Annotated in this window: 19 protein-coding genes; 9 read left to right on the top strand and 10 right to left on the bottom strand. The window is 70.0% G+C overall.

The annotated features are described in order from the left end of the window. Window positions 1-144: 144 nt before the first annotated feature. The 5 genes from CCR97_RS30825 to flgF all read right to left on the bottom strand — a co-directional run bounded on the left by CCR97_RS30825 (window position 145) and on the right by flgF (window position 4,975). Window positions 145-1,068, bottom strand: coding sequence for an NAD-dependent epimerase/dehydratase family protein (locus CCR97_RS30825; RefSeq protein ID WP_111360681.1), 924 nt, complete (start codon window positions 1,066-1,068; stop codon window positions 145-147). Between the two features lie 445 nt (window positions 1,069-1,513). Then, the gene (flgH, locus tag CCR97_RS30820; protein WP_111360579.1) at window positions 1,514-2,275 is read right to left on the bottom strand and encodes a flagellar basal body L-ring protein FlgH; all 762 of its coding nucleotides are present in this window, start codon (window positions 2,273-2,275) and stop codon (window positions 1,514-1,516) included. Window positions 2,276-2,281: 6 nt separating this feature from the next. Continuing rightward, the gene (gene flgA / locus CCR97_RS30815) at window positions 2,282-3,382 is read right to left on the bottom strand and encodes a flagellar basal body P-ring formation chaperone FlgA (RefSeq protein WP_201160214.1); all 1,101 of its coding nucleotides are present in this window, start codon (window positions 3,380-3,382) and stop codon (window positions 2,282-2,284) included. Window positions 3,383-3,393: 11 nt separating this feature from the next. Next, a complete protein-coding gene (gene flgG, locus CCR97_RS30810; RefSeq protein WP_111358983.1) occupies window positions 3,394-4,185 on the bottom strand; it encodes a flagellar basal-body rod protein FlgG in 792 nt (263 codons plus the stop codon). 19 nt (window positions 4,186-4,204) lie between these two features. Beyond that, the gene (gene flgF / locus CCR97_RS30805; protein ID WP_111358984.1) at window positions 4,205-4,975 is read right to left on the bottom strand and encodes a flagellar basal-body rod protein FlgF; all 771 of its coding nucleotides are present in this window, start codon (window positions 4,973-4,975) and stop codon (window positions 4,205-4,207) included. Between the two features lie 353 nt (window positions 4,976-5,328). On the opposite strand from flgF, the gene fliL reads away from it, so the two are divergent. From fliL to CCR97_RS30785, 4 genes are read left to right on the top strand one after another with little or no spacing between them, the layout of a single operon-like run. Then, window positions 5,329-5,838: a flagellar basal body-associated protein FliL gene (gene fliL, locus CCR97_RS30800; protein ID WP_111358985.1), complete on the top strand. Its 510-nt coding sequence runs from the start codon at window positions 5,329-5,331 to the stop codon at window positions 5,836-5,838. A gap of 18 nt (window positions 5,839-5,856) precedes the next feature. Continuing rightward, entirely contained in the window at window positions 5,857-7,056 is a 1,200-nt protein-coding gene (gene fliM / locus CCR97_RS30795) for a flagellar motor switch protein FliM (RefSeq protein WP_111358986.1), read from the top strand. Next, the gene (locus CCR97_RS30790) at window positions 7,053-7,523 is read left to right on the top strand and encodes a DUF6468 domain-containing protein (protein WP_111358987.1); all 471 of its coding nucleotides are present in this window, start codon (window positions 7,053-7,055) and stop codon (window positions 7,521-7,523) included. The genes fliM and CCR97_RS30790 overlap by 4 nt, the downstream gene beginning before the upstream one ends. After that, window positions 7,520-8,341, top strand: a complete 822-nt coding sequence (locus CCR97_RS30785) for a MotE family protein (RefSeq protein ID WP_111358988.1) — start codon at window positions 7,520-7,522, stop codon at window positions 8,339-8,341. Before CCR97_RS30790 ends, CCR97_RS30785 begins: the two co-directional genes overlap by 4 nt. A 58-nt stretch (window positions 8,342-8,399) precedes the next feature. Here the strand turns inward: CCR97_RS30785 and CCR97_RS30780 are convergent, their stop codons facing one another. After that, a complete protein-coding gene (locus CCR97_RS30780) occupies window positions 8,400-9,296 on the bottom strand; it encodes a LysR family transcriptional regulator (RefSeq protein WP_201160213.1) in 897 nt (298 codons plus the stop codon). Between the two features lie 114 nt (window positions 9,297-9,410). Here CCR97_RS30780 and CCR97_RS30775 point away from each other — a divergent pair, with 114 nt between their 5' ends. Next, complete coding sequence (locus CCR97_RS30775; protein WP_111359086.1) at window positions 9,411-10,151, top strand: sulfite exporter TauE/SafE family protein; 741 nt, start codon at window positions 9,411-9,413, stop codon at window positions 10,149-10,151. A 103-nt stretch (window positions 10,152-10,254) separates the two neighbouring features. Beyond that, on the top strand, window positions 10,255-10,641 hold the full coding sequence (locus tag CCR97_RS30770) for a DUF805 domain-containing protein (protein WP_111359081.1): 387 nt from the start codon (window positions 10,255-10,257) through the stop codon (window positions 10,639-10,641). A gap of 246 nt (window positions 10,642-10,887) precedes the next feature. On the opposite strand, the gene CCR97_RS30765 is transcribed toward CCR97_RS30770, so the two are convergent. Beyond that, on the bottom strand, window positions 10,888-12,516 hold the full coding sequence (locus tag CCR97_RS30765) for a UbiD family decarboxylase (RefSeq protein ID WP_201160212.1): 1,629 nt from the start codon (window positions 12,514-12,516) through the stop codon (window positions 10,888-10,890). Between the two features lie 222 nt (window positions 12,517-12,738). On the opposite strand from CCR97_RS30765, the gene CCR97_RS30760 reads away from it, so the two are divergent. From CCR97_RS30760 to CCR97_RS30750, 3 genes are all read left to right on the top strand, one after another. Next, on the top strand, window positions 12,739-13,743 hold the full coding sequence (locus tag CCR97_RS30760) for a zinc-binding dehydrogenase (RefSeq protein WP_201160218.1): 1,005 nt from the start codon (window positions 12,739-12,741) through the stop codon (window positions 13,741-13,743). Window positions 13,744-14,006: 263 nt separating this feature from the next. After that, window positions 14,007-14,432: a PaaI family thioesterase gene (locus CCR97_RS30755; protein ID WP_111359083.1), complete on the top strand. Its 426-nt coding sequence runs from the start codon at window positions 14,007-14,009 to the stop codon at window positions 14,430-14,432. Between the two features lie 124 nt (window positions 14,433-14,556). Next, the gene (locus tag CCR97_RS30750) at window positions 14,557-16,104 is read left to right on the top strand and encodes a class I adenylate-forming enzyme family protein (protein WP_111359085.1); all 1,548 of its coding nucleotides are present in this window, start codon (window positions 14,557-14,559) and stop codon (window positions 16,102-16,104) included. A gap of 56 nt (window positions 16,105-16,160) precedes the next feature. Here CCR97_RS30750 and CCR97_RS30745 read toward each other — a convergent pair whose 3' ends face one another. The 3 genes from CCR97_RS30745 to CCR97_RS30735 all read right to left on the bottom strand — a co-directional run bounded on the left by CCR97_RS30745 (window position 16,161) and on the right by CCR97_RS30735 (window position 19,106). Then, window positions 16,161-17,144: a Bug family tripartite tricarboxylate transporter substrate binding protein gene (locus CCR97_RS30745; RefSeq protein WP_201160211.1), complete on the bottom strand. Its 984-nt coding sequence runs from the start codon at window positions 17,142-17,144 to the stop codon at window positions 16,161-16,163. A gap of 178 nt (window positions 17,145-17,322) precedes the next feature. Continuing rightward, entirely contained in the window at window positions 17,323-18,129 is an 807-nt protein-coding gene (locus CCR97_RS30740) for an ABC transporter permease (RefSeq protein ID WP_111355268.1), read from the bottom strand. Beyond that, the gene (locus CCR97_RS30735) at window positions 18,126-19,106 is read right to left on the bottom strand and encodes an ABC transporter substrate-binding protein (RefSeq protein WP_111355269.1); all 981 of its coding nucleotides are present in this window, start codon (window positions 19,104-19,106) and stop codon (window positions 18,126-18,128) included. The genes CCR97_RS30740 and CCR97_RS30735 overlap by 4 nt, the downstream gene beginning before the upstream one ends. Between the last annotated feature and the right edge of the window lie 40 nt (window positions 19,107-19,146).

Raw genomic sequence — 19,146 nt, 5'->3', positions numbered from 1 at the left:
GCGACGGCGGCTCCGCGGACTGCGGCAGCGACGGCGGCAGCTGCGGCGGAGGCGGTGACGGCGGCGGAGGCGGCGGCGATTGAGAACGGCCGCCGACGCGCCGCGACGGTGCGCCCACGCGGGACGCAAGGTGCGGAAACGACGCTAGTCGAGGCCGGCCCGGACCGTGGCGCGCAGGCCGCCGCGGGTCTCGACGGGCGGGCGCCAGCCGGTCGCCAGGAGCTTGCCCGGATCGACCACCAGCTCGCCGCCGATGCGGTCCCACAGCACGCTGCGCTCGCTCGACCGCAGGAGGATCTCGAACGGCGCCGGCGTGCCGGTCGACGTCGGCCGCTGCGCCGCCTCGCGCAGGATCGTGATCATCTCGGCGAGCGTGATCGGGTCGGGGTCGGCGACCAGATAGGTCTCCCCGAGCGTCGCCGGGGTGTCGAGGCAGAACACCACGGCGTCGACCAGGTTCTCGATCGCCAGGAACGAGCGCCGGTTGGAGAAGGCGGCGGCCGGCAGCGGCCAGCGCGAGGCGGAGATGCGCATCAGGAGCGCCATGCTGCCCTTGACGTGCGGGCCGTAGACCAGCGCCGGCCGCAGGATCGTGTAGGGGACGCGGGCGCGCCGCACCTCGGTCTCGGCGGCGAGCTTGGCGCGGTCGTGCGCCGTGGCCGGACGGGGCGTGTCGGTCTCGTGCACCGGATGCTCGACCGCGCCGCCCGCCTGGGCGCCGATCGAGGAGACGAAGACGAGCCGCTGGATCGGCAGCCGCGAGCAGGCGCGGGCGAGCTCGGCCGTGGCGCCCCGGATGATGCGGTCGTAGACCGTGTCCTCGACGCCGCTGCGATAGGAGATGCCGGCGAGGTGGACGATCTCGTCGACACCGGCGAGCAGCTCCGACCAGTCGCACGGCAGCTCGAGGTCGGGCATCGCCACCGCCTCGATGCGAGCGCCGGTCGGCACCTCGGCCGGGTTGCGGGCGGCGGCGCGGACCAGCCGGCCGGCGGCGGCGAGCCGCGGGACGAGGGCGCGGCCGATGAAGCCGGAGGCGCCGGTGACCAGCACGCGGCGCGTCACCACGGCGGGGTCCGCGGGGCGAGGCGGAGCGGACGCCGGGGCTGCGGCGCCACGCGCGTCCCCGACCGGGGGAGTGCACCCGGTCGTATTAGGAAGCTCCCGCTCTGGATGTCTTTACGCATGCGGACCCGCTGACGCGACGGGAGCGCCACCGGCGGCGCTCGGGCGGAACCCTCGGAATCGACCCCGGATCGGGGGATCGAGCGATTCGTCGGTCCGCCGGTCACGTTCAGTTAATCACAACCCGTTCGGGGCGGGTAGCGGGTGCGGAGGCCGCCCTCGGGATGGTCCGGCCTCACGCCGCCGAACGAGAAAGGGAGCGCGGCTCCCGGCGGGGAGGGGCCGGGAGCCGCGTCGATCGCCGGTCCCGTCGGACCGGCGGGGAGCTCGTCGCCTGGGAGCCGGCGGGCCGTGCCGCCGGCTGTCGCCGTCGTGGGACGGCGGGCCGTCAGAACGGCAGGAGCACGTCGAAGAGCTGCTGGCCGTAGCGCGGCTGCTGGAGGTCGGTGATCTGGCCACGGCCGCCATAGGCGATGCGGGCCTCGGCGATCTTGGTCGAGTCGATGGTGTTGTCGCTCTGGATGTCCTCGGGCCGGACGATGCCGGCGACGATCAGCTCGCGAATCTCGAAGTTGACCCGGATCTCCTGTCGGCCCTCGACCACCAGGTTGCCGTTGGGCAGCACCTGGGTGACCACCGCGGCGACCGTGGTGGTCAGCTCCTCCTTGCGGTCGATCGTGCCCTTGCCGTCCTGGGCGGAGTTGGAGTTGTCGGCCAGCAGGGTGCCGGGCAGCGGCGCCACCGCGTTGTTGAAGGTCTTGGTGCCGATGAAGTCGGTGATCGCCGAGGATTCGTTGTTGGTCCGGGTCCGCTTGGTCTCGTTCTCGTACTTGGCCTTGTCGGTGATCTTGACCGTGACGGTCAGCAGATCGCCGATCTGGTGGGCGCGCTGGTCCTTGAAGAAGGCGCGCGAGCCGTTCCGCCACAGGGAGTTCGGGTTGTAGACGGCCGGCTGCGGCGTCGGCATCGGCATCTGCACGGGCTTGTAGCCCGGGGCTGCGGTCGGGTTCTCGATCGCGCTGAGCTTCGGCGTCTCGCCGATGTTGGCGAGCCGGTCGATCGCCGAGCAGCCACCCGACAGGGTCGCCCCGAGCAGCACCGCGAGCGTCGCGACGCGGCGCGGCAGCCGGTTATCGATGATCCTGGTCATGGCTCCTCACTTGCCGGACGTCGGCGCGGGCCGCTGGGCGGCGGACGGATCGAGTGCGGCGGCGGTGACCACCCGGGGCGTCGACGAGACCAGCCGGATCTGGCCGGGTCCGGAGACGACGCCCTGGACGGTGCGCTTGGACTGCAGGTTGACGGCCGTGACGGTGTCGCCCTCGGCCCCACCCTCGAGCGCCTTGCCGCGGGTGGTCAGCAGGATGCCGGGCGCCTGGAAGACCAGCGTCACGGTCTCGTCCCGCCGCACGAGATCGGGCTTCACCAGGTCGTGGCGGCGGATCGGCTGACCGGCCCGCAGGTTCTGGCGCATGGCGAAGCCGACCACCGTCTCGCCCGGTGCGGCGGCATCGGCCGGAACCTCGGCGCGCGGCCGCTTCTCGACGATGAGGTCGGTGCTCTTGATCACGTCGCCGCGCTGCATGCCGCGCGCCGCGACCACGGTCTCGATCAGCTCGACCACCGTGCCGGTGAAGCGCAGCGGGATGCGCCGCGCCGCCTGGCTGCCAGGGATCTCGAAGCTGATGTCGAACCTGTTGGTGCGCGAATCGTAGCTCGACCGCGCCACCACGAGCTCGCCCGACGAGGTCGCCTCGACCGCGAAGGGGCGGATGTCGCGTTCCACGGTCAGCGAAAGGCTCGCCGCCTCCCCGAGGCCGTACTGGCCGGCGAAGGCCTGCAGGATGCGGCCCTGGATCTCGGCCGGGGTGAAGACCCGGCCGGCGCGCGACACCTCGACCTCGGCGATGTCGGCGAGATCGACCCGGAACATCCGGTAGGGCCGCAGCGCCTCCATCACCTGCGACGACGAGATCGTGCCGGTGGTGCCGATGTCGGGCGCCCGGAACACCGGGACGCCGGCGAGCTCGCCGGCATGGTCGACGAGGTCGCCGATCCGCACCAGCGGGTCCTTCACCGTGACGCTGCGCTTGAGCGTCGGCACCGGGCGGATCTGGGCGAGCGCCAGATCCGCGAAGGCCTGGGCGGTCGGGTCGGCGGCGGCCGGCACCGGGCCGAGCGTCGCCGCGAGCGCGGCGGCGAGCGCGACCGGCAGGGCGCGGGCGACGAAAGAGCCTGGGAGGAGGGAGCGGGTCATGGTCCGTCTCCTCACGAGCGCATCATGTTGGTGCCGGTCTGCAGCATCGAGTCGGTGGCGCTGACGACCTTGGCGTTCATCTCGTAGGCGCGCTGCGCCGCGATCAGATCGGAGATCTCGCTCACCACCTCGACGTTCGCCTGCTCGAGATACTTCTGCATGATGTCGCCGTAGCCGTCGACGCCGGCCGTGCCGTCCAGCGGCGCGCCCGAGGCGGTCGTCTCGGTGAACAGGTTGTCGCCGATCGGCTGCAGGCCGGCCTTGTTGATGAATCGGGTCAGCGTCATGGTGCCGACCACCTGGGCCGTGGTGTTGCCCGGCAGGTAGATCGAGACCTGGCCCTGGGTGTTGATCGTGACCGACGACGCGTTGTTCGGCATGGTGATGCCGGGCTGCACCAGGTAGCCCTGCGCCGTCACCAGGCGGCCCTGCGAGTCCTTCTCGAAGGACCCGTCGCGCGTGTAGGCGTAGCTGCCGTCGGGGAGCTGGATCTTGAAGAAGCCCTCGCCGCGGACCGCGACGTCGAGGTCGCCGGAGGTGTTCGACAGCGTGCCCTGCGTCATGATGCGGGGCGTGCCGACGGTGCGCACGCCGGAGCCGAGGTCGACGCCGACCGGCAGGATGTTGCCCTGGTCGGAGGTCTGGGTGCCGATCCGGCGCACGTGCTCGTAGAGCAGGTCCTGGAACTCCGCACGCTGGCGCTTGTAGCCGGTCGTGCGCATGTTCGCGATGTTGTTCGAGATGACCTGGACGTTGAGCTCCTGGGCGGCCATGCCGGTCGCGGCGGTGTGGAGGGCGCGCATGATCAGATCTCCTCAGGGCTCAGCTCGGCACTTCGGCGAGACGCTCGATCGCCGATTTGCGCAGGTCGTTGTGTTGCGACAGGAGGTTCGCGACCGCCGTGTAGGTGCGGGTCACGTCGATCATCCGGGTCATCTCGACCACGGTGCTCACGTTCGACTTCTCCAGCGAGCCCTGGATCACCTTGACGCTCGCGGGGGCCGGCTGCAGGCCGGCGCCGTCCGGCGCCGAATAGGTGTTGGTGCCCTCCTTGAGGAGGAGCTGCGGATTGGTGAAGCTGACGAGGCGGAGCCGGCCGCGCTGCGAGTCGTTGAGCTTCTCGTTGCCCTGCATCGAGGTGATGCGGCCGTCCGGGGTGATCACGATGTCGCGGTCGAGGGGCTGGAACGTCACCGGGCCGCGGTCGCCGACCACGACGGCACCGTCCATGGTGACGAGCTGGCCCTGGGCGTTGATCTGCAGCGATCCGGCGCGGGTGTAGCGCTCGCCGTTCGCGGTCTGCACGACCAGAAAGGCGTCGCCGTCGATGGCGACGTCGAGCGGGTTGCCGGTCTGCACGACCGGGCCCTGGCCGTAGTTGCGCCAGCTGCCGGCGTCCTCGACGAAGCTGACGCCCCGGGACTGCCCGGAAAAGCGATTCTCCCGCGCGATCGGGGCGAGGTGCTCCTGGAACACCACGCGGTCGGCCTTGAAGCCTGTCGTGTTCACATTGGCGATGTTGTTCGCGATCGAAGCGAGCTCGCGGCGCAACGCCATCTGCGACGACAGCCCGATCAGAGCTGCGTTCGGCATCGTCTCTCTCCCCTTTGTCCGGGGCGCCGCTCTCCCTGCGTCGCTCCGGCCTCCCGTGCCGACGGCTCTCCCAAACCGTCGCCACGCCGGCTTCGAAGCAGCGCCCGTGCCAGAGCGAAAAACGAAAACAAATCAACGAAATCGATAGTTAAGCGAGCGTTGCGCCCCGGCAACATGCGCCGAGATGCCGGCCCGACCCGGCAAAATGTGCCGTGCCGGAGAGGCCCTGGAAAGTTTCCGTTAACCATTTGGCCACTACTGTGATCGGGCGGCCGGAACCGCGAGAACCCGACCGAAACGGGCCGAGGATCCGGGACGCCGCGAGCGAGCGAGAGGCGATCGGGAACACGGCCATGGCGGGCAAGACTCAAGACGTCGATGCGGCGCCGGAAGACGGCGACAAGCCGGCCAAGAAGGGATTGCCGATCAAGCTGATCGCGATCGCGGGCGGCGCCGTGCTGCTGCTCGGTGGCGGCGGCTTCGCGGCTTACAAGATGTTTCTCGGCGGCGGCCACGACGACCACGCGGCCAAGCCCGCGGCGGTGGCGGCCAAGCCGGCCGTCTTCTTCGACGTGCCTGACGTGCTCGTCAACCTGTCGAGCGCCAACAACGAGCGCACCCAGTATCTCAAGGTCAAGGTCGTGCTCGAGCTGCCCGACGACAAGCTCAAGGAGCAGCTCACGCCGCTGATGCCGCGCCTCCTGGACATGTTCCAGACCTATCTGCGCGAGCTCCGCCCCACCGATCTCGACGGCTCCGCCGGACTCTATCGGCTGAAGGAGGAGCTGACCCGCCGGGTCAACGCCTCGATCGCGCCGAACCGGGTCAACGCGGTGCTGTTCAAGGAAATCGTCGTCCAGTGACGCGCCGGGATCCGTGCCATGCCGCCTGATCAAACAGTCGACCAGGACGCCCTAGCAGCACAGTGGGGCCTTGCGCTCGAGAACGAGACGCCCGGCGAGGCGAGCCAGAGCCAGGAGGGCCAGGTCGACGAGCAGATGGCAGCCCAGTGGGCCGCCATCATCGACGAGACCAACGAGGGCGGCTCCGGCAAGGCGAGCGCCGAGCGCACGCTCGGCCAGGAGGAGATCGACGCGCTCCTCGGCTACAGCTTCGCGGATCTGACGCTCAACGATTCGTCGGGCGTGCGGGCGATCATCGACTCGGCGATGGTCTCCTACGAGCGTCTGCCGATGCTCGAGATCGTCTTCGACCGGCTGGTCCGGTTGATGACGACGTCGTTGCGCAACTTCACCTCCGACAACGTCGAGGTGTCGCTCGACCAGATCACCTCGGTGCGCTTCGGCGACTATCTCAACTCGATCCCGCTGCCGGCGATCCTCGCGGTGTTCAAGGCGGAGGAGTGGGAGAACTTCGGCCTCTTCACGGTGTCGTCGAGCCTGATCTACTCGATGATCGACGTGCTGCTCGGCGGCCGCCGCGGCCAGACGACCATGCGGGTCGAGGGCCGGCCCTACACGACCATCGAGACCGACCTCGTCAAGCGCATGATCGAGGTGGTGCTGGCCGACGCCGAGCTCGCCTTCAAGCCGCTGTCGCCGGTGAAGTTCAACATCGACCGTTTCGAGACCAATCCGCGCTTCGCGGCGATCTCGCGGCCCGCGAACGCCGCCATCCTGGTGCGCCTGCGCATCGACATGGAGGACCGCGGCGGGACGGTCGAGCTCCTGCTGCCCTACGCCACGATCGAGCCGATCCGCGACGTGCTGCTGCAGATGTTCGTCGGCGACAAGCTCGGCCGCGATCCGATCTGGGAAGGTCATCTCGCCACCGAGATCGGCCAGGCCGAGGTCTCCGTCGACGCGGTGCTGTACGAGGCCTATCTGCCGCTGCGCCGCCTGATGGAGCTCGACGTCGGCGACACGCTGCCGCTCGATCTGCGCCCCGAGACGCTGGTCTCGGTCCGCTGCGGCAACGTCATCCTCACCGAGGCACGCATGGGCCGGGTCGGCGACCGGGTCGCTGTGCGGGTCGCCAAACCCCTGAGACGGCCGAAGACGACCTACGCGATGTTCGAGTCGGCCGGAGAATCGTCCAAGCGCTTGGAGGCGTCGTCGTGACACACTGGATCGGATTCGCGGTCGAGGGTCTGGTCTCGGTCCTGCTCCTGCTGACCGTCATCTACTGCACCATGCTCAACAAGCAGCTCCGCCGCCTGAAGGCCGACGAGCATGCCTTGAAGGCGACCATCGCCGAGCTGATCACCGCGACCGAGATCGCCGAGCGGGCGATCGCCGGGCTGAAGGTGACGGTGCGCGACGTCGACCAGAACATCGGCGACCGCCTGCGCACCGCCGAGCGCTTCGCCGCCGACATCAGCCGCCAGATCGAGGCCGGCAACCTGGTGCTCGACCGGCTGACCAAGGTGGTGCTGGCCGGCCGTCCGCTCACCGATCCGGAAGGCGCGGCCGAGGCGGCCGAGCAGGCCGCCGCGGGGCCGGTGCCGGCCGACAGCAAGGCCGTCGCCGCCGCCGCCCAGGCCTTCGCCCAGCGCACCCGCGCTCGCGCCCGGGGGCTCGCCGCATGAGCCTGATCCGCGAATTGCGGCTCATTCCGGTCGTGCTGTTCGCGACCGTCTGCCTGCTCGCACTCAAGATCCTCGGCTTCGTGATGGACGGCGCCATGCCGACCGGCGGCTTCGAGCCGCCGGTCTCGCCGCGCGGGCCGGTCGGTCGCGAGATCGCCAGCGCCGACCCGACCTCCGCCCCGGTCTCGTGGGCGAAGCAGATGTTCAACTTCCCCGACATCACCGGCTCGGTGCCCGACAAGCCGACCGGCTCGGCGCCCTCCAAGCCGAAGGAGGAGAAGAAGGACGAGAAGCCGAAGCCCGCCGATCCGGCCCCGAGCCCGGGTGGGCTCGTCGTGCCGATCAACCAGCCGCCGATTCCGCCCGGCGAGCGGGCGCTGCTCGAGCGGCTGCAGGAGCGCCGCCAGGAGCTCGAGGCGCGCTCCCGCGAGCTCGAGGTGCGCGAGAGCCTGCTGCGCTCGGCCGAGAAGCAGCTCGAGCTGCGAATGAACGAGCTCAAGGACATGGAGGAGCGCCTCAAGGTCCAGACACAGCAGAAGGACGAGGCGGAGGCGCAGCGCTTCAAGAGCCTCGTCACCATGTACGAGAACATGCGCGCCAAGGACGCCGCGAAGATTTTCGACCGGCTCGAGATGAAGGTGCTGCTCGACGTCGCGACCCAGATCAATCCGCGCCGCATGTCCGACATCATGGCGCTGATGACGCCGGAGTCGGCCGAGAAGCTGACCGTCGAGCTCGCTCACCGGGCCTCGTCCTCGGTCCGCGCCCCGTCGCCGAACGAGTTGCCCAAGATCGAAGGCCGCGCCCGCGCCCAGTGACCGCCGCGCCGCCGGCATCCCGCCCCATCGGGACGTCGGCGGCACGGCGGCACGGCGATCAGGCCGCCCAGGCCGACGCGCGCAGGTGCTCGACCAGCGAACGCGCGGGCGGCCCGAGGGCCGCCATCCGGCGGATGCCGACGACCAGGCGCCGCTCGCTCCACGAGTCCGTGAGCCGAACCGCGGCGATCGCCATGCTGCGACGGCAGCGCGCCGCCGCGATGTCCGGCACCACGGCGACGCCGATGCCGGCCTCGACCATCCGACACACCGCATCGAAGCCCTGCACGGCGATCCGCACCGCGAGGCGCCGGCCCGCCCGTGCGGCGTGACCGGCGACGTGGCGCTGCAGGGCGCTGTCGCCGGCCAGCGCCACGAAGGGCTCGGCCGCCGCCGCCGCGAAGGGGATGCTGCGCAGGCGGGCGAGCCGATGGTCGCGCGGCACCACCAGCACCAGCCGGTCGACCGCGAATGGAAAGCACGCGAGCCCGCCGAGATCGACGCTGTCGGCGGCGAGCCCGATGTCGGCCCGTCCCGCCATCACGTCGCGCACGATCTCCGGGCTCGGCCGCTCTTCCACGGCGAGCGCGATGGTCGGGTTTGCGGCCAGCCACGGCGCCAGCACGGGCGGCAGGAACTCGGCCAGCGCCACCGTGTTGCTGACCAGCCGCACGCGCCCGACGAGCCCACGCGCGTGAGCGGCGAGGTCGCCCTGCAGGGCCGCCATCTGGGCGAGCACGAGATGCGCATGATCGCGTAGCGCCTCGCCGGCCGCGGTCGGGCGCACGCCGCGCCGGCCGCGGTCGAGCAGCCTGGTGCCGAGCGTCTCCTCGAGCGCCCGCACCCGGGCGCTCGCCGAGGCGAGCGCCAGATGGGCGTCCGCGGCGCCGGCCGTGATGCTGCCGCGGTCGACGATCGCGACGAACAGGCGGAGATCGGTGAGATCGAGGGGCATGGGGCCGCGTCGCGCCGTGGGTCGGAACCGGAGCCGGAGCCTTCGGACAGGGCGAAGGCTGGCAATGGAGAATACAGATTGTGGCGGCGCGGCCGCTCGATCAAGCTCGCCCGCATGGACATGACGGTTTTCACGGTCGGCGCCGCGACCTTTCTGCTCGCCGGATTCGTCAAGGGCACGATCGGGCTCGGCCTGCCGACGGTGGCGATGGGGTTCCTGGGCCTCGTCGTGACGCCGGCGGCGGCCGCGGCCGTGCTGGTCGTGCCCTCGCTGGTCACCAATGCCTGGCAGATGCTGGCCGGACCGGCGCTGCGGCCGCTGCTCGTGCGGCTGTGGCCGATGATGGCCGGCGTCGTCGCCGGCACGCTCGTCGGCTCCCGGCTGGTCGGACTCGCCGGCCCGTGGGCGTCGGTCGGGCTCGGCGCGGCGCTCGCGGCTTACGGGATCGTCGGGCTCGCGAAGCTGCGGCTGCCGCGGCCGTCGCCGGCGCAGGAGGCTTGGCTCGGCCCGCTGGTCGGCGTCGCGACCGGGCTCGTCACCGCGGCGACCGGCGTGTTCGTGCTGCCCGCCGTGCCGTGGCTGCAGGCGCTCGGGCTTGCCAAGGACGACCTCGTCCAGGCCCTCGGCCTGTCCTTCACGGTGTCGACCGTCGCGCTCGGCCTCGGCCTCCTCATGGAGCGCCTCTACGATCCGGACCTCGCGCTCCTCTCGCTCGCCGCGCTCGTGCCGGCGGCGCTCGGGATGATCATCGGCCAACAGGTGCGGGCGCGGGTGAGCGAGCCGGTGTTCCGCACCGTGTTCATGGCCGGGCTGACGGCGCTAGGTGCATGGCTGCTGGTGCGCGGGCTGACGTGAGACGACCCGACCGGACGTGAACGAAACGTGTTGCCGACGACACGAACAGCGTGTTTCCTGCAGCGTGTTTCCTTTGGGTGTCGGGCAACGAGCGGAGGGCATCATGACGTTCGCCGAAGCGATTGCATCCGGGTTTCGGAACTATGTCGGTTTCGAGGGCCGCGCGTCGCGGTCCGAGTACTGGTTCTGGGTGCTGTTCGTCATCCTGGTCAGCCTCGCGACCGGAATCCTCGACTACATCATCTTCGGTCCCGGCGGACTCTCGCCGATCAACGCGCTCGCCTCGCTGGCGCTGTTCCTGCCCGGGCTCGCGGTCGGCGTCCGCCGTCTGCACGACATCGACCGAACCGGCTGGTGGATGCTGTTGGTGATCACCCTGATCGGCGGGCTCGTGCTGCTGGTCTTCTTCGTCATGCGCGGCACGCCCGGCCCGAACCGCTTCGGTCCCGATCCGTTGGCGGGCGCCATGCCGGCCGGGCCGGCCTACTGATCCGCGACGTGATGCGCCGGCGGAACACCGAGTCTGCCCCGTCGTGAATCCGGAGCCTGGATGCGCCCCCGCGCCATCGTTCCGGGGCGCGGGCGCAGCCCGCGATCCCGGATCCCATACGCCCTGCATCGGTGGCTCACGAGGGACAGGGGATATGGGTCCCGGGCTCGGCGCTGGCGCGCCGCCCCGGGACGACGGAAAGCTGATCGGAGGCGGAGCGTTCGTGGGGCCGAGCGCCCGTTCGCCTCAGCGCCCCGCCGGGGGCTTGGCCGCGAAGGCCGAGCCGCGCACGCACATGCGGCCGGTCTTGTCCTGCCACAGCCGTTCGGTCGTGTGCAGATGCCCGAGCGCGCGGGCGACGGTCTGGAAGTTGTAGCTCGCGAACGCCTCGGCGATGTCGGTGTAGTACATCGGCGCGACTGCGATCTTCTCCAGGATGGCGTCGGCGAGCCGCGCCACCTCGTTGTCGCCGCCGCTCTCGCCCGCCGGATCGGCCTTGCCGGACACGTAGTCGTCGATCTTCGCCGTCTCGGCATAGGCGTAGGTGATGCGCTCGTAGGCCTCGCGCTGCGCATACTCGGGAATCGTCGCGTCGATGCCCATCTTGGCGCCGGTCGGCACCACGCCGGGCGGCATCGGCACGAGGCTCGGATCGAGCGGCTTTGCGCGCGAATTCGAGATGATCATCACGTCGCGGTCGGCCTGCACGCGGGTCGCGATCGCCCACTCGACCTCGGCCGGGTTGTTCACGTCGATGTCGTCGTCGACCACCACGACGTGCTTGAGGTCCATCACCGAGAGCGCCGCGAGAAGCGCGTTCTTGCCCTCGCCGGCCTGCTTCCTGATGGAGATCACGGCATGCCAGAAGGCGCAGCCGCCGAGCGTGACATTGATGTCCTTCACCGTGACGCCGGCGGTCTTGAGCGCCTGGCGCAGCGCCGCATAGCGGGTCGGGGCGGCGAGCCAAGTGTTCTCCCACGGCATGTGCAGGGCGTAGTACATGGCGTCGCGCCGCATCGCGACCGCCTTGATGCGCACCAGCGGGTTCCAGTGCAGGCCGCCCATCAGCCGGGTGAACTCGCCGAACCGGCCCTCCGGCCAGGTCCAGCCGGTCGGCAGGATCTCGGCCTCCAGCACGATCTCGGCGTCGGCGATGTAGGGCACGTCGATCGTCTCGCACGGCGCCAGCGCGACGGGCGCGCCGCGCAGGCCGCCGGCGATCGCCATCTCGTCGACGCCGAGCGGCGCCCGGAAGCCCGACCCGGTGATCTCGAACGGGTGGGTGCCGATCGAGATCGAGATCGGGCAGGGGCGGCCCGCTTTGTATGCACGGTCCGCGAACAGCCGCATGTTGTTCGGCGTGACGATGTCGATGCCGGTGAGGTTCTTCTCCTTGACGATGAACCGGTAGATGCCGCTGTTGAAGCCGAGCTCGGGGTCGTGGGCGATCACCACGCCGGCCGTGATCATCGGGCCGCCGTCGTAGATCGACGACATCGGGATGGGCAGGCGGAACAGGTCGACCTCGTCGCCGCGCATCACCACCTCGCGGGTCGGCGAGGTCGCGACCCGGGCCGGCGGAATCGGGTTGACGGTGGCGTTGCGCAGGCGCTCCTCGATCGCGCCGTAGCTGCCGGCGTTCATCGACATCATGGCGCGCTTCTGGGTGCGGATGATGCCGGAGACCACCGGAACGTCGTAGCCGATCACGTCGTGGAACAGCAGCGCCTTGTCCGACTGGTCGACCAGCGTGGCGATGTGCCGGATGTCGACCGGCTGGCGCAGGTCGACGAGCTCGCCGGCCTCGCGCAGCCGGTCGAGGAACTCTCGGAACGTCTCTTGCATCGGGATTTGCTGCACGACGGTCTGCTGCACTGGAAGGCTCCGCGCTGTCGGGGGGGCGGACGCGGCCGGTGTCGACGATCGCCACCCGCGGTCGAACGCTCGCCGGGCCTGCGCCGCCGCTTCTTCCGAAGCCGGATCCGTGCCGCCCGCCATGCGTGCGGCAGCACTTTGCATATCAGGCTGACTGGGTTAATCAAGAGGTCCGGAACGCCGAACGAGGACGAAGAGGAGACGACGGCTTTGAGCGCGACGATGCGAGCCCTGGTGCTGCGGCAGCACGGCACCCTGGACGACCTGGAGTATGTCACCGATCACCCGCGGCCCACCGTGACGGCCGGCCACGTCGTCATTCGGGTGCGCGCCTCCTCGTTCAATTACCACGACGTCTTCACGGTGCGCGGCATGCCTGGCATCAAGGTGCCGCTGCCGGTCGTCATCGGCCTCGACATGGCCGGCGAGATCGCCGAGGTGGGCGAGGGCGTCAGCGGCTGGAAGCCGGGCGACCGCGTGCTCGTCAATCCGCTCAACAAGAAGAAGGGGCTGATGGGCGAGATGCTCGACGGCGGCATGGCGGAGTACTGCCTGGTCGGCGCCGATCAGCTCATCGCGATGCCGGACGACGTGACGTTCGAGCAGGCGGCGGCGCTGCCGGTCGCCTACGGCACGGCGCACCGCATGCTGATCACCCACGACACCGTCAAGGCCGGCGACAAGGTGATCGTGCTCGGCGCCTCGGGCGGCGTCGGCACCGGCTGCGTGATCCTCGCCAAGATGCTCGGCGCCGAGGTGATCGCCTGCGCGTCGAGCGACAGCAAGCTCAAGCGACTGAAGGAGATGGGCGCCGACGAGGCGATCGACTACACCAAGGTCGACTTCTCGAAGTGGGCGGTGGAGCGCTACGGCAAGCCGCAGCGTCGCACCTACGACGGCGGCGTCGACGTGGTGATCAACTTCACCGGCGGCGACACCTGGGCGCCGTCGCTGAAATGCGTCAAGCGCGGCGGCAAGATCCTGGTCTGCGGCGCCACCGCCGGCCACGATCCGAAGGAGGATCTGCGCTACATCTGGAGCTTCGAGCTGAAGATCATCGGCTCGAACAGCTTCTACGACGACAACCTCGCCGCCCTGATGGAACTTATCGCGCAGAAGAAGCTCGCCCCCGTGATCGACACGGTGCTGCCGCTCGACCAGGCCCGCGAAGGCCTGCGCCTGATCCAGGACCGCGAGGTGATCGGCAAGGTCGTGATCACGCCGTGAGGCGCTCGCGATTGCGAGGCGTAGATCGCTATCGCTTTGCCGCGTCACCCCCCTCCCTGTCCCTCCCCCACAAGGGGGGAGGGAACGCAGGAGCCGCAACCGCTCGAATCTCGGGCTGACAAATTCCAAGAGAGGCCTTTGCGCCTGATGGTCTGAGCGCCTGCCCGGATCTCCGCCTGCTCCCTCCCCCCTTGTGGGGGAGGGGTGGGGAGGGGGGTAGCGTCTCGGCAAGGCGGCGCGGAGAGCCACACCACAGGACATCCATGAGCCAGGACCTCACCGCCGCAGACGTCGACGCCATGATCACCCAGGGGCCGTTCCACCAGTGGCTCGGCCTCAAGGTCACGGCGCTCGGCGAGGACACGATCGAGATCCGCGCCACCTGGCGCGAGGAGTGGAAGGTGCATCCGGAGCGCCCCTACACGCACGGCGGCATCCTCGCGACGCTGCTCGACCTCGCCGCCGACTGGGCGCTGGTGAAGCGCACCGGGCGCGGCGTGCCGACCATCGACATGCGGGTCGACTATCATGCGGCCGCGATGCCGGGCGACCTGATCGTCAAGGGCCGCGTGCTCAAGCCGGGCAGCCAGTTCGCCGCCGCCGAGTCGCAGGTGTTCGACCTCGACGGCAAGCTTTTGGCGAGCGGGCGCGCCACCTATTTCACCGGCGCCGCGGCGCCGAAGAAGTGATAGTCCGTCATGCGCGGGCTCGACCCGCGCATCCATCTTCGAACGGACTCGATCCGAAGCGTGATGGATGGCCGGGTCGAGCCCGGCCATGACGACGCAACGGCTTGGTTTGGTGGCGTCTCCGATGAACTCGCACGTGCATGATCCCGAATCCTTCGATCCCAAGAATCTCGGCGACCTGATCGACCCCCGGCAGGACCCGGGAAAAATCGCCATCGTCGATCTCGGCGGCGAGGAGACGCCGCGCGAGATCAGCTACGGGGCGCTGGACGCGGCGGCGAACGGCGTGGCCCGCGCGCTCACGGCACGCGGCTTTTCTCGCGGCGACCGGGTCGCGATCCTGTCCGCCAATCGCTCGGAATACGTCGCCGCCTATCTCGGCATCATGCGCGCCGGCTTCGTCGCCGTGCCGGTCAACTTCAAGTTCCCGCGCGGCACCATCGACTTCATCCTGCGGGACTGCGGCGCGAGGCTGGTGTTCTGCGATTCGGCGCGGCGCGACGACTGTCCGGCCGATCTGCCGGTGATCTGCTTCGGCGCCCACGGCAGCGAGAGCTTCGAGGGCTTTCTCGATCCGGGACCGTTCGAGGCGGTCGTGCCGGCGGAGCGCGAGCCCGCCATGTTCCTCTACACGTCGGGCTCGACCGGCACGCCGAAGGGCGTCGTGCTGTCGCATCAGAGCCATCTGTGGGTGGTGAAGACGCGGCTCGCCGGCGCGCCCGGCATGAGCGCGCATCGCTTTCTCGTCGCCGCGCCGCTCTATCACATGAACGCGCTGGCCTTGGCGAAGCTCGCCTGCGCTGCGCACGCTACCGTGATCCTGCTGCCGCAGTTCACGGCCGCCGCCTATATCGAGGCGATCGGGCGCTACAAGGCCACGTGGCTCACCGCGGTGCCGCCCATGATGGCGATGATGCTGCGCGAGCGCGCGCTGCTCACCGCGACCGACCTGTCCAGCGTGAAGCTGGTGCGGATGGGCTCGGCGCCGGTCAGCGCCAGCCTGATGGCGGCGATCGAGGCGCTGCTGCCCAACGCCGCGATCACCAACGCCTACGGCACGACCGAGGGCGGCCCCGTGGTGTTCGGCCCGCATCCCGACGGGCTCAAGCAGCCCGACACGTCGGTCGGCTATCCGCACCCGCAGGTGCAGGTACGTCTCGTCGACGGCGACGATCGCGACGCGGTCGAGGGCGCGCTGGAGATGAAGTCGCCGGCGATCATGAACGGCTATCACAATCGCCCGGACCTCGCGACGCCGATCACGGCCGACGGCTTCTACAAGACCGGCGACGTGTTCCGCCGCGACCCGAACGGCTTCTACACCTTCGTCGGGCGCACCGACGACATGTTCGTCTCCGGCGGCGAGAACATCTTCCCGGGCGACGTCGAGCGCATGCTGGAGCGCCATCCGGACGTCGCGCAGGCCGCGGTCGTGCCGGTCGACGACGAGATCAAGGGGCAGAAGCCGGTCGCCTTCGTGATTCCGCGGGCGGGCAGCGCGCCGGACGCCGCGGACATCAAGCGTTTCGCGCTCGCCAACGCGCCGGCCTATCAGCACCCGCGCTTCGTCTGGTTCGTGGAGAAGCTGCCGCTCGCCTCGACCAACAAGATCGACCGCGGCGCCCTCCACCGCGACGCCGAGGCGCGGCTGGTGCAGGGGCGGAAGGGGTGAGCCCGTCATTCCGGGGCGCGGACCGCAGGTCCGCGAGCCCGGAATGACCTTGAATGCTACTGCGTCCTCAGCCCGGACGACATCACCACCGGGGTCCAGCGCTTCTGCTCGGCGCCGATGAACTCCGCCGTCTCGCGGCGGCCGACGCCGAGCACGGGCTCGAACCCGGCCTTCACGAGCTGCGCCCGGAACGCCTCGTCGTCCATGCATTTGCGCGTCACGGCGTCGAGCGTCTCGAGGATCGCCGTCGGCGTCGCCGCCGGCGCGAACAGGCCGAGCGCCAGCTTGGCGATCAGCTCGGGATAGCCCGCCTCGGCGCTGGTCGGGATCTCGGGCGCGATGCCGAGGCGCTGCTCGCTCGCCACCGCGAGGATGCGCACCTTGCCGGCCCGATGCAGCGAGACCATCTGGTCGGTGACGTTGGAGGCGAACATCGGCACCTGCCCGGCGATCAGATCCGTGTAGCCGCCCGCCGCGCCCTTGTAGGGGACATGGACGATGTCGGGCGTGCCGGCGAGCGACTTGAACAGCTCGCCCGCGAGGTTCGCCATGGTGCCCGGACCGGCCGAGCCGTAGGACAGCTTGCCCGGGTTCGCCTTGGCGTAGGCGGCGAGCTCCTTCAGGTCGTTGGCCGGCACGGAGGGGTGGACGATGATGGCCGCGACCGAGATCGCCATCGTGGCGATCGGCGCGAAATCCTTCGCCTCGTAGCCGGTCTTGCTGTTGAGCGCCGGGATGAGGACGAGGTCGCTGGTCGAGCCGAGCAGCAGCGTGTAGCCGTCGGGCGCGCTGCGGGCCGCCATCGCGGTGCCGATGATGCCGCCGCCGCCGCCCTGGTTCTCGACGATGACGGAGCCGAGCGAGGTCTTGACCCACTCCGCGTATTGGCGGGCGACGATGTCGAGCACGCCACCGGCGCTGCGCGGCACGATCAGGCGGATCGGCCGATCCGGATAGCCCTGCGCGGCCGCCGGGTGGGCGGCGAGGGCCGCCCCTGCGAGCGAACCGAGCGCCAGCTTCAGCACGTCACGTCGTAGCATTCTCGTCTCCCATCGCGGCACGGCCGGGGGCCGCTGCGCTGCACCTCGATCGACCCGTATCGGACGGGCCGCACCCACGCTCCGAACGCCACCCGGGACAGGTCCGGGCGACACGTCGCCCGTCCGCCCTTGCAAGATCCCGGCCGCCACCGCCGTCGTTGCGGCGGCCGGGCGCAGCTCACGTCCTCACGTCGCGCCGCCAGCGGAACAGATGCCGCTCCAGCGGGGCCAGAAGACCGATCTCGATCACCACCATCATGGCGATCTGGGCGATCGTCCAGGCGAACACCTGGTCGGTCTGGATCAGGTCGGAGGCCTGGCGCAGCCGATAGCCGACGCCGCTCGAGGCGCCGAGCGTCTCGGCGACCAGGCTGACGCGCCAGCCGAACCCGAAGGCGAGCCGCGCGCCCGAGAAGAAGTAGGGCAGGATCGACGGAACGTAGATCTTGGTCAACGTCTTCAGCCGCGAGAAGCGCAGCGTCTGCGCGAGCTCCACATACTCGGCGTTGACGGCCTGGGTGCCCTGCCAGACGTTGGTGATGATCAGCGGCAGCGCCGTCATCAGCACGACGAAGATCGGGGTGAGTGGCGACAGCCCGAACCACAGGATCGCGAAGATCGCCCAGATCGCCGACGACACCGTGTTCATCACCGGCAGCACCGGCTCGAAGAAGGCGCCGAGCGTCCGGTTGGAGCCGAGCAGGATGCCGCCCGGCACGCCGATCACCACCGCGACGGCGAAGCCGGCGAGCACGCGCCACAGCGTAGTGAACAGGTTCGAGAACAGGTCGCCGCTCTCGGCCAGCGTCACCAGACGCTGGGCGACGCGGGCCGGGCTCGGCAGCACGTAGGGTGGCATGGCGAGCGAGGCCGCCCACCAGATCGCGATCAGCAGCACGAGAAGCGCGGTGCGCCGCAGCGCCAGCCCACCGCGTCCGGTTCCCCGGGCCGCCGTGGCGGCCGTCGTTTCGCTCGGCGCTCTCACTTCTTCGCCTGCTCGTAGTAGCTGGAGACGAACAGCGAATCCGGCACCGGCTTCTCGATCGTGCCGGCGCCGCGGAATACCTCGACCATGGTCTTCAACGTCGTGACGTCGGCGGGCTCGAGCGAGGCGACGTAGAACTGGTCCCACAGCTTGGCGTAGGCGGTGGCGTCGCGGGCGTCGAGATTGGCGCTCTTGCGCAGGATCTCGGAGGCCTTGTCGGTCTCCTTGGCGCCGAAGCGCGTCGCCTCGATCACGCCCTTCACGTATTTCACCACGGCCTGCGGGCTCTGGCGGGCGAAGTCCTTGTGGACGATGGCGACGCCGAGGATCGGCGGGGCCGAGGTCTTGGTCATCGCCTTCCACTCGTCGACGACGTTGCCGAGCGGCTTGAGCTTCACGTCGGTGACCGAGGCGAGCGTGACGGCGCGCAGCGCCGCCGCGTCGATGTCGCCCTGCGAGAGGAACTGCAGGAGCCGCCCCTCGTTGCCCGGCACGGCCGTGAAGTCGCTGCGCTTGAGGCCCTGGTTCTTTTCCAGGAGCGACGTCGTGATGGCGTACATGGCGCTGCCGGCCGGCGACATGCCGACCTTCTTGCCCTTCAGATCGGCGAGCGAGGTGATGCTCGAGCCGTCCTTGGTGACGAAGGTCGCCTCGGCGATCTGCGTCACCAGCACCACCTCGAGGGGGGCGCCCTCGCCGCCGAGCGTAAAGGCGCCGGTCGCCGGGGCCCCGAAGGCGACGTCGATCGAGTGGGTCATCAGCGCCTTGGTCGGGCCGTTGACGTCGGAGAACTTGATGTACTCCGGCACCAGTCCCTGCGCTTCGAGGAACTTGCCGGCCTCCAGCACGGCGCCGAAGCCGACGCTGAATCCGGAGGTCCAGTAGCCGACCTTGATCTTCTCCTGCGCCGAGGCGGTGACGGGGGCGAGGGTGGCGGTGGCGACGGCCACGGCGAGGGCGAGCTTTCGCACGGACATGGTCTCTCCAGGGACGGGGGTTCGGGACCGGTGGCGGGTC

The sequence above is a fragment of the Rhodoplanes elegans genome (assembly GCF_016653355.1).
GTDB classification, from domain to species: domain Bacteria; phylum Pseudomonadota; class Alphaproteobacteria; order Rhizobiales; family Xanthobacteraceae; genus Rhodoplanes; species Rhodoplanes elegans.
This window is presented reverse-complemented; position numbering and strand designations above follow the sequence as displayed.